This window comes from Candidatus Thorarchaeota archaeon (assembly GCA_013388835.1).
GTDB lineage: Archaea > Asgardarchaeota > Thorarchaeia > Thorarchaeales > Thorarchaeaceae > JACAEL01.
On record JACAEL010000050.1, the window covers coordinates 1 to 7239 of the forward strand.

Annotated in this window: 7 protein-coding genes; 5 read left to right on the top strand and 2 right to left on the bottom strand. The window is 54.6% G+C overall.

The features are described from left to right. Positions 1 to 36: 36 nt before the first annotated feature. Positions 37 to 543: a fumarylacetoacetate hydrolase family protein gene (locus HXY34_08770; protein ID NWF96223.1), complete on the bottom strand. Its 507-nt coding sequence runs from the start codon at positions 541 to 543 to the stop codon at positions 37 to 39. A 67-nt stretch (positions 544 to 610) separates the two neighbouring features. Between HXY34_08770 and HXY34_08775 the strand changes: the two genes are divergently transcribed. From HXY34_08775 to HXY34_08795, 5 genes are read left to right on the top strand one after another with little or no spacing between them, the layout of a single operon-like run. Then, positions 611 to 940: a hypothetical protein gene (locus HXY34_08775; protein NWF96224.1), complete on the top strand. Its 330-nt coding sequence runs from the start codon at positions 611 to 613 to the stop codon at positions 938 to 940. 12 nt (positions 941 to 952) lie between these two features. Further along, on the top strand, positions 953 to 2110 hold the full coding sequence (locus tag HXY34_08780; GenBank protein ID NWF96225.1) for an isocitrate/isopropylmalate dehydrogenase family protein: 1158 nt from the start codon (positions 953 to 955) through the stop codon (positions 2108 to 2110). A 4-nt stretch (positions 2111 to 2114) separates the two neighbouring features. Beyond that, on the top strand, positions 2115 to 3386 hold the full coding sequence (locus HXY34_08785; protein ID NWF96226.1) for a 3-isopropylmalate dehydratase large subunit: 1272 nt from the start codon (positions 2115 to 2117) through the stop codon (positions 3384 to 3386). Then, positions 3383 to 3916: a 3-isopropylmalate dehydratase gene (locus HXY34_08790; GenBank protein ID NWF96227.1), complete on the top strand. Its 534-nt coding sequence runs from the start codon at positions 3383 to 3385 to the stop codon at positions 3914 to 3916. The genes HXY34_08785 and HXY34_08790 overlap by 4 nt, the downstream gene beginning before the upstream one ends. A 34-nt stretch (positions 3917 to 3950) precedes the next feature. Continuing rightward, positions 3951 to 5738, top strand: coding sequence for a hypothetical protein (locus tag HXY34_08795; protein ID NWF96228.1), 1788 nt, complete (start codon positions 3951 to 3953; stop codon positions 5736 to 5738). Positions 5739 to 6000: 262 nt separating this feature from the next. Here the strand turns inward: HXY34_08795 and HXY34_08800 are convergent, their stop codons facing one another. Continuing rightward, positions 6001 to 7170: an acyl-CoA dehydrogenase family protein gene (locus tag HXY34_08800; GenBank protein ID NWF96229.1), complete on the bottom strand. Its 1170-nt coding sequence runs from the start codon at positions 7168 to 7170 to the stop codon at positions 6001 to 6003. Between the last annotated feature and the right edge of the window lie 69 nt (positions 7171 to 7239).

The window sequence follows — 7239 nt, forward strand, 5'->3', positions numbered from 1 at the left end:
AGCACTGAGTTCATTGACAATGGTGTATCCTGCAATTTACTCTTTCGCATCGGAGGCGCGGACATTCTTGCATGTCTTACCAATGACGACTCCAAGCTCAACCTCCCAGTCTAGCTTCTTTGTCACACCGGGAAAGGGTATCTCCTCATCAGGACCGATAACGCTCGACGGAAACTTGGCAAAGACAACCGGGTGAGCAGGAATCTCGCGTTTTGTCTCCTCTGCATGGTCTCTGTAGTTGAGACCCAGACCAATAATCTTTCCCGGCCGGTAGATTGGTGCTTCGAGTCGGATGTCTTTGGGCCGGAGTGTCATCGGGCGTTCCTCCAGTGGAGTCGTGGCATACCGGTCAAGTATCTGTTGCACCACCTGTATGCCTGCATCCCAGCGGAGAAGGTCGACTATTGTGTCAGGGAACTTCTTGCCCTTCACATGGTAGGTTCGTCCGAATCGTGAGGCGGCATCTGGAATATCCAGAACACCGTTCTCAAGCTCAATCCCGCATGAAGGGACTCCTAACCTGGAATATGTGACGAGCCTCATATCGCATTAATAGAACCTACCATCTCATTTATTCGTGTTGGTGTCAGACCGAATGTCGGTGTGCCAGTTGCAACATGAACGTTCTCTTGATGAGTTACCAGATGAGGTGTTCGTGCCACTGGGTCAGAGAGGAATGGAGGGCATTAGACTCAAGGAATGCGCGTATGCCTGTGATGGGAAAGAGCTGGAGCTAGTGGAGGTCCGAACGGACCCTCCCGCGATAAGTGGCCGAAGTGTAGAGACTGTGATAGAGGACTGGCGGGTCAAGTGTGTGAAGTGCGCTCGCGAGTTCGTCTTGAGATGCAGACACCGCTATGTCGATGGAGCACGAATAGACACAATGGTTAACATTGTGGATGACAATGGTCACGACCTAGGATGGCTAGGTAACTACTAGGTGGGTCTGTCGGTGCGGACATACAAAGTTGCGATTCTGCCTGGGGATGGCATTGGAAGAGAGGTGATACCGGAGGCAGTCCGGGTGCTTCATGCAGTGCAGGAGTCTGTCGAGGGGTTTTCACTCGACACCATTGAATACGAGTGTGGTGGCGAGTACTACCTGCGCTCCGGAAGGGAGTGGACCTCGGAAGCTGAGGAGTTCTGCAAGACGGAGGCCGACGCAGTACTCCTTGGCGCGGTGGGTGGCATATATCCAGACGGGTCCACTGTGCGACGACCTGACGGTCATCTTGCAGGGTATAGCATTGCCATTGGCCTCAGGTTCGATCTAGACCTCTACGCAAATGTCAGACCAGTCAAGCTCTACGAGGGTGTCCCTACCCCCCTTGCTGGAAAGGGACCAGGGCAGATTGACATGACGATTGTCAGAGAGAACACCGAGGGACTATATGTACCCATAAGAGGAAGGCTCCAGAGAGGAGGGGTCTCAGAGTCTGCAATCGATGTCAGGCAGATAACAAGAAGGGGCAGCGAACGAGTGATTCGTTATGCGTTTGAGCTGGCCATGAGAAGAAGGGGCGCACCAGCTGACGGACACAGAAGGGTCACCTGTGTCGACAAGAGCAATCTTCTGGCCGGGTGCCAGCTGTTCAGGGAGGTCTACGACGAGGTGGCACAAGTGTACCCACACATTGACCGTGACTATGCATATGTAGACTCGTGGACTCAGTGGTGCGTCCGGAGTCCCGAGAAGTTCGATGTGGTGGTAGCGCCAAACGAGTTTGGGGACATCATCACCGACCTTGGAGCTGCGATACAGGGCGGACTTGGTATGGCGCCAGCAGGAAACATCGGAGATGGGCATGCCGTGTTTGAGCCGGTTCACGGCTCAGCCCCATCGCACTACGGGAAGAGTCAGGCAAATCCTATGGCCGCCATTCTGGCTGCTGCCATGATGCTTGACTGGATTGGCATGACACGCTCTGACAGCGCCTGCACAAGGGCAGCGGCTCTTGTCGAGAGAGCAGTAGCAACAGTCCTCAGAGAGGGAAGGGTGAGGACCTACGACCTCTGTTCAGGACAGTGGGCAAACACGGTGCCGGTCTCCACAGACAGGGTCGGGAGCGAAGTCGCTGCCACACTCATAACACTGGGACGCGGGGGCTGAGCGAATGGGACTGACACTCGCAGAGAAGATACTCACGGCGCACTCCTCAGACAAGAGGGCGGTTGCCGGGGACATAGTTGAGGCCTCGGTGGACCTTCTGATGGTACACGAGGTCCTAGGCTCGCGGATACTGCCGATTCTTGAGGAGATGGGACTTGAGAGAGTCTGGGACCCAGACCGAGTGCTAGTTGTGAACGACCACTGGGCCCCCGCATCCGATATCAAGAGCGCCGAGATCCACAAGAGGAACAGAAGGTTCGTCAGGGAGCAGGGAATCACGCACTTCTGTGACGTTGACTGTGGGATATGCCATCAGGTGCTACCAGAACTCGGACTGGTTGCGCCCGGAGACCTTGTTGTCGGGTCGGACTCACACTCCACAGCCTATGGCGCATTCAACGCATTCTCGACCGGGCTGGCAGCAACAGACTGTGCGACAATCCTCGCGACGGGCAGGTGCTGGTTCAGGATTCCTGAGACCATAAGAATAGAACTGAACGGCACACCCGGAAAGATGATAATGAGCAAGGACATCATCCTGAAGATCATCGGAGACATGGGGGTCGAAGGGGCCAACTACCAGTCAATCGAGTTTCATGGCAGTGTCGTGGATAGAATGACCGTCGACTCAAGGATGACCATGACCAACATGGTGGTGGAGGCGGGAGCAAAGTGCGGTCTCATGCCAATCAGCCAAAACGTGAAGGCGTGGATGACAGAGTACGCACCCTCCAGAAGCTGGACTCAGGTAGAGCCTGACAGCGACGCGGAGTATTGCGAAAGAGTTGAGATTGATGTGGGACACGACATCGGCGAACCGATGGTTGCGGCTCCTCATAGTCCAGCGAACGTGAGACCGGTCTCTGAACTCGAGGGCACCCCGATTGACCAGGCATTCATCGGCTCATGCACCAACGCAAGACTCGAGGACCTCGAGATAGCTGCACGAGTCCTAAGGGGAAAGAGGGTGCACGAAGGCACCAGACTCATAGTGACTCCTGCCAGCCGACTGACATACCGAAGAGCCCTTGATAGAGGCATCATAAGTGACTTGCACAACGCAGGGGCCGTGGTCACGAACCCGACCTGTGGGGCGTGTGTCGGAGGGCACCTCGGCGTTCTGGCTTCCGGCGAAGTGTGTATCTCCTCCACAAACCGCAACTTCAGAGGGAGAATGGGTAGCCCAGAGGCAGAGATATACTTGGCATCACCGGCCACCGTAGCCGCAAGTGCGGTGGCAGGTGCAATCAAGGACCCCAGGAGTGTGATTGCATGATGGACACAGTATCGGGCCGAGCATGGATACTGGGTGACAACATTGACACGGACCAGATCATCCAGGGGAAGTACCTCACCGTGCTGGACTATGCGGAGATGGCGAGACATGCTCTTGAGATACCACTGCCACGCTTTGCAAAGGAGGTACGCGTCGGGGACATCCTGGTATCAGGAAGGAATCTGGGCGGTGGCTCCTCCCGAGAAGAGGCTCCCCGTGTATTGAAACAACTCGGGGTGAGCTGCATTGTGGCAGAGTCGTACGCCCGGATATTCTACCGCAACTGCTTCAACATAGGCCTCCCAGCACTGATTGTCCCTGACGCAAGACAGGGAGTGGAACAGGGAGACCATTTGGACATAGACCTGCGAAGAGGCTTGGTATCTAACGTCACCAGAGGAGTGGTACTCACGGCACGGCCTCTTCCGGCATTCATGGTCCGAATCCTAGAGGCCGGAGGAGCAGTGGAGCTATACAAGTCTGCACGCAGAGTGGCTGAGAAAGAAACCACTACAAAGACTGATAAGTAAAGCTGGCGCAGGAGTGCCTGTCTGGTGAAGCACAATGAGTGTAATGCTGTTTCTGATTGCAACGCTACTGATTCACTGCATACCAATCCCACCCTCCGCTCGCATGCTCAACATGCGAGTTCTGGCAAGGTGGCTGCCCGTCAGGCTTGTGTGGGGAACAGTGGCTTGGCTCATCATATGTCCACTGTTGATGATGACATTACCATGGGCCATAATCTCGCTGGTGATGAGCTTTGCACTCCTGATGGTCATCTCAAGCGGGCTCAGGCCATCTCAAGGCATCGAGGAATTCATGGAACGCATCCGCGGACCCACAGTCTGCATAGGAGTCCTCATACTGATTGTGATGCCTATCGCCTCAGGACTGATATCATGGACCTCGAGTGTTGCCAATGCAAACGAGTTTGACAATACGCTGGTGTCACTTGAGGATGGCCCGCTCTTCCAAAACCCCATACCTGACAACCAAGTGAGACTGGTCACTGACACGCTGGCAACCTTTCAAGCTCGCAAGTACATGAGTCAGATAGGCTCCAGTGTGGACATCTCTGCTGCACACATCACGGTGAGAAACGGCAGGCTGGTCTGGGTATGCGTAGTCGTCAGTACTAACGTCCTGTCGGAGAACTACGTGCAGGGACTCATTGTTGTGGATGCCAACGATCCTGATGTCGTCGAGGTGATAAGCGGCCTTCAATTCCCAGTCGGAGAAGGACTCTGGTGGGACAGAAACATTCAGTTCGGAAGCTACCTTGACGACATGACAAACTTCTACGAGTATGCATACCCCACTTGGGACCCAGCAGACAATCTGGTGTACATCCAGACCCGTACGCAACTCGGCCTGGACTTCGTGGAGAGGCCCTTGGGACCAAAGGTCTACTGCGCGAACGGAACCGTGATAGCCTATCCCACACTAGCGGAGACTCCACAATGGATAACTCAGGCGTACAGTGAGGAGTACTTGGAGCGTCAGATAAGCAGATGGGGCGGTTACCGAAGAGATGATGGATTTGACCTCTTTGCTGGCGGTTTTCTGTGGTTCATTCAGCCATCGCGAAACAGAGTCGCAATGACCGAAGACACACGTTACATACTGAATCCTGACACAAATCGCGTAGAGGCATTTGTTGCACTCCACCCGCCTGACGCTACCACTCTGACGCTCAGCGGTCTCGTCAGAGCCACAAAGGATGCAGTCCGATACTACGACATGACCAACGAGTCACTGGTGAGCGGGGAAGCAGCCGTCAACACAATCATCAAGGACTTCCCCAAGCCTGTCACAGGCTCGTACTCCGGCGCCATGCCACTTCTCTATCCTGTGATGGTGAACTCCACATACGCAAGACAGGTCTGGTATTGTCCGGTCTACTGGTACAACAGCCAGTACGACAGCGATCTCGAAGACTATGTTGTCACAGACTTCAAGCTCTATGCACTCGGGATGGTCGATGCCAAACAGCTAGAGATATCGTACACGGTCACAAAGGGATCCCTGACAGGTGAAGGGCTTGTACAGCAGGCCAGACAGGGCTTTGTGAACACAGCAAGGGTGGCACTTGGACTCGAGCCCGAACCAGAAGACACAATCGAACTCAGTGCAACCGCTCTGAATGTGACCTCTTATGTTGAGAGTGGCAACACTCATGTTGTCCTCAGGACGAGCAACTCGACCTACACCTGGATTGAGGGTGCACGGGAATGGATGCCACTGGCAGACTGGTACGAACTCCTGACAGTCAAGGAAGGAGACTCATTTACAGCGACCATTGAACAGATAGGCAGCCAGTACCGGATTGTCGCATTCTCGAAGAGCTAGAACGAAGGGGGAGACCCCTTCCCCTTCTCTTCTTCTGTGCCAGAGCCTGATTGCTCTAGTCAGTCAGTCAGATTGATTGGCATCTGCAAGTGTTGTCATCGCTCACTCTCAGCTGGGCGGTCAATGCAGACACGTCACTGGCCCAGTATGTCTGATAGCAGCCTACTGAATGCTATCCAAGCAGATGGATGGCGTCTCGCCTCACATACAGGAATGACAACCGTCCGGACCCGCTCTGTCAGCAGACCTGACCCCACACAGACTACTTGAGATCGAACTCCTTGAACACCTCTCGTTGGATCAGGAACCGAAGTATCTCCACGGTGCCTCCGCCAATCGTCATGAGGCGGGCATCTCGCAGGAATCGCTCGATTGGGTAGTCAGTAGTGTAACCAGATCCCCCGAGAATCTGCAAGGCGTCATTAGTGATCTGTATCGCGGCCTCCGTCGTGTAGAGTTTGGCAATGGACGCCTGTTTTGTAGCTTTCATCTTCTTATCGAGCATCCTGGCCGCGGTTAGTGTCAATGCGCGTCCGGCTTCAAGCTTCATGGCCATGTCTGCGACTTTGAAGCTGACTCCCTCGAACTCGCGTATCTTCCGTCCAAACTGCATTCGTTCGTTGGCGTACTTGACCGCAATCTCGTAGGGCGTCCGTCCGTACCCAATCGCTTCAGCTGCAATGGCAGTCCTCTCGCTGTCCAGCTCGTCCATCAGTATCTGAAAACCCTGACCGGGCTTGCCCAGGATCATTTCGGGACCAACATAGACATCCTCAAGCTTGAGCCACGAAACCCTTGAGGACTTCATCACCATCAGGCTGTGATCCTTCACGACCTTGAAACCCTTTGACTTGGTGTCCACGATGAAGGCGGACATGCCGTCCTTCGCATGAACGGATGGGTCGGTGATGGCAAAACAGCACATGTAGTCTGCCTGACTGCCGTTTGTGATGTACCTCTTCTCTCCGTTTATCAGCCACCCATCGCCCTCCTTCGTAGCCCTTGTCTGCATTCCGGCTGTGTCCGAGCCAACATTGGGTTCCGTGATTCCAATGCATCCCACCTTGTCGCCCCGGACTATTGGCTCAAGGTACTTCTTCTTCTGTTCTGGGGTGCCGAACTTGCTGACTGGCATCCCGTAGAGCGTCGTTGACGCCATTCTGGCCATGTCGAGACCACCATTGACTGCGGATATCTCCTCGGCGACTATGATCTCGTACGACACACCTCGAGCTGAGCCACCAACAGCCTTCTCGTGGAGGACACCCATGTACCCGGCGCGTCCAAGCTTCCTCAGCATTTCTCTCGGGTAAGGGCCATGGTCAAGCTCATCCGCAACAGGGACAATCTCCTTCTCGCAGAAGGCTCTCACTTCTTGGCGAAACGACTTCTCATCATCGGTCCAGAGTACGTCACTGAGATGCGCGTTCATCTTGTTAGCACGCTCATGCGGGTCTTCTGACGACACTTAAAACCATAGCTGCTTTGCACAGGCGCACTC